Here is a 2,843-nt window from a genome sequence, read left to right as displayed (position 1 = left end):
GCGGGGGATGCGGCCCAGGCGGCCTGCTGGAACAGGGTGAGCACATCCGCGGCCGCGCCGCCGGCGGCCGCGAGGCCATCGCGCGCCTCGGGCGCCGGGGCGGGGCGCGCGAGAAGCCGGCGATCCCCGGCGAACAGCGTCACCTCCCGCGCGGTGCGCGCCACGCGCAAGGCCGGGTCGATGTCGGTCAGCCCCGACAGGCCCCAGGCCAGCAGGTCGGCGGGCGTGGAGGATTCGAGGTGGCGTTCGAGGATGGCGGCGAAGCCCGCGCCCAGCACCAGGCGCATCTCCTCGCGCGGGTAGGGGGCGTTGCGCACCGCCTCCTGCGCCGCCGCCGGGCCCGGCGGCAGCAGCAGCAGCAGGAGGAGAAGGATCAGCGCCGCTCGCGCGAACGGGCCTTGCCGGCGGGGCGCTTGCGTCCGCTGGCGGGCAGGCCCTGCAGGATGTGGAAGAGCATGCCGCCGGTGCGCGGCGTCGCTTCCGCGAGCCGGGCCTCGACCGCCTGTCCCAGCGTGAAGGTCAGTCGCGTCCTGCGACCGGCCAGCGTCTGCGTGGCCTCGTCCAGATCCCATCGGTCGTCCGGCAGCGATCCGAGCGGGACGAGTCCGCTCGCCCCGTTCTGTTCCAGGGTGACAAACAGGCCGAAGCGAGTCACCCCGGAAATGCGTGCCTCGAACGACTCGCCGACACGGCTCGCCATGTAGGCCGCGAGGTAGCGGTCCACCGCGTCGCGCTCGGCCGCCGCGGCGCGGCGCTCGGTGCTGGTGATGTGCTCGGCGGTGTCGGGGAAGCGGGCGGCCTCGGTCTCGTGCAGGCCGTCGGTGCCGAGCTTCAGCCCGCGGATCAGCGCGCGATGCACCAGCAGGTCGGCATAGCGGCGGATCGGGCTGGTGAAATGCGCGTAGCGCGGAAGCGCGAGGCCGAAATGGCCGAGATTGTCCGGCGCATAGGCCGCCTGGGACTGGCCGCGCAGCACCGCTTCGTTCACCAGGCGCGATTGCGGATGGTCCTTCACCTTCGCAAGCACCCGGGCGAAGTCGCGCGGGTGGAGGCGGTCGGCCTGGGGCAGGGTGATCTCGAAGGTGGAGAGGAACTGGCGCAGCCCCTCGAGCTTCTGGTCCGAGGGGCGGTCATGCACGCGGTACATGCAGGGCTGCACCAGGCGTTCCAGCTCCTCCGCCGCGCAGACATTGGCGGCGACCATGAATTCCTCGATCAGGCGGTGGGAGTCGAGGCGCGGGCGGGGTGCGACCTCGGCCACGCGGCCATGGCTGTCGAGCACGACCTTGCGCTCGGGCACGTCGAGGTCGAGCGTGCCGCGCCGCTCGCGCGCACCCAGCAGGGCGCGGAAGGCGCCATACAGGCGGGCGATGTGGCCTTCAGGCAGGGCGTCGGCAGGCGAGGGCGGGGCGGGGGCGGCACCGGGTGCGAGCGCATCGGCGGCGGCCTGCACCTGTTCATAGGTGAGCCGCGCGGCGGAGCGCATGATGCCGCGCCCGAAGGCGTGCGACTGCTTCCGCCCCTCGCGGTCGAAGCGCATGTCCACGAACAGGCAGCCGCGATCCTCGTTCGGGCGCAGGCTGCACCAGCCATTCGAGAGTGCCTCGGGCAGCATGGGCACGACGCGGTCGGGGAAGTAGACGGAGTTGCCGCGTGCCCAGGCCTCGCGATCGAGTGCGGAGCCCGGCGTCACGTAGTGCGCGACATCGGCGATGGCGACCAGGATGCGCCAGCCGTCACCATCGGGTTCGGCGAAGACGGCGTCGTCGAAGTCGCGCGCATCCTCGCCGTCGATCGTCACCAGCGGGATGTCGCGCAGGTCGGTGCGGTGCTGCGGGCTGACGCCACGGGCGCGCTCGGCCTGCTGCACCGCCTCGGCCGGGAAGACGTCCGGGATGCCATGCGCGTGGATGCAGACCAGCGAGACCGAGCGCGGTTCGCCCATGACGCCGAGGCGTTCGACGATGCGCGCCGGCTTGGCGCCGAAATGGCGCGTCGAGGGCAGGGGTTCGGCAAGCACGATCTCGCCCGGCCCGGCGCCGCCTTCCTCGCCGCGCGGCACCTCCCAGATGCCCTTCTGGCGCCGGTCGGTCGGGATGATGCGCCCTTCCTCGAAGACGCCGAGGATGCGCGCGGGCGGCGCGCCGGCGATGCGCTTGAAGGTGCGGCCCTCGTACTTGCCGGGGCCGATCGGCTTGAGGCGCGCGAGTACGCGTTCGCCGGCGGTGAGCGCGCGCTGCCCGCGCGGTTCGGGGTGCATGTAGATGACCGGCGGGCGGCCTTCGCCCTGCCATTGCAGCGGGCGGGCGATGGGATCGCCATCGGGGTCGGTGCCGGTGATCTCGACCGGGGCGATCTCCGGCAGGCGGGAGGGGGCGATGACCGCGCGCTTGCCGGCGGGCGTCGCGCCGCCTTCGGCGGCGAGGTCCCGCATCAGGGCGCGCAGCGCCGGGCGCTGGTCGGGCCAGAGGCCGAAATGCCGGGCGATGTCGGACTTGGTGACGCGGCCGGCGGACCGGTCGAGGAAGGCGCGCAGCTCCGCCTTGGTGGGCAGGGGCGGGGGCTCGTCCGGGCGGGCGGCGGCGCGGCGTCGCGCGGAGGCGCGCGGGGAGATGTGCGCGGAGGCGGGCGGAGAGATGTGCGCGGAGGCGCGCGGAGAGATGTGCGCGGAGGCGCGCGGGGAGATGTGCGCGGAGGCGCGCGGGGCATTGTGCACGGAGGCGCGCGGCGTGGCGCCGGCAGGCGATGCGGTCGCCTCCCGCGCGTCATCCTGCCCGGCGGATGGCTGGGCCTTGGCGCGCCTGCTGCCGGCACGCGCCGGGGGGGGCGCGTCATCGGCGGCT

General features: G+C 74.3%; 1 protein-coding gene and 1 pseudogene. Both read right to left on the bottom strand.

The window, feature by feature from the left end; all coding sequences use genetic code 11:
* Window positions 1-317: pseudogene (locus tag HW578_RS24990) on the bottom strand (hypothetical protein); the annotation flags it as partial.
* A gap of 56 nt (window positions 318-373) precedes the next feature.
* Window positions 374-2,716, bottom strand: a complete 2,343-nt coding sequence (gene rnr, locus HW578_RS24985) for a ribonuclease R (RefSeq protein ID WP_408906267.1) — start codon at window positions 2,714-2,716, stop codon at window positions 374-376.
* Between the last annotated feature and the right edge of the window lie 127 nt (window positions 2,717-2,843).

Origin of the sequence: Roseomonas rosulenta, assembly GCF_016106005.1 — a bacterium.
GTDB lineage: Bacteria > Pseudomonadota > Alphaproteobacteria > Acetobacterales > Acetobacteraceae > Neoroseomonas > Neoroseomonas rosulenta.
This window is presented reverse-complemented; position numbering and strand designations above follow the sequence as displayed.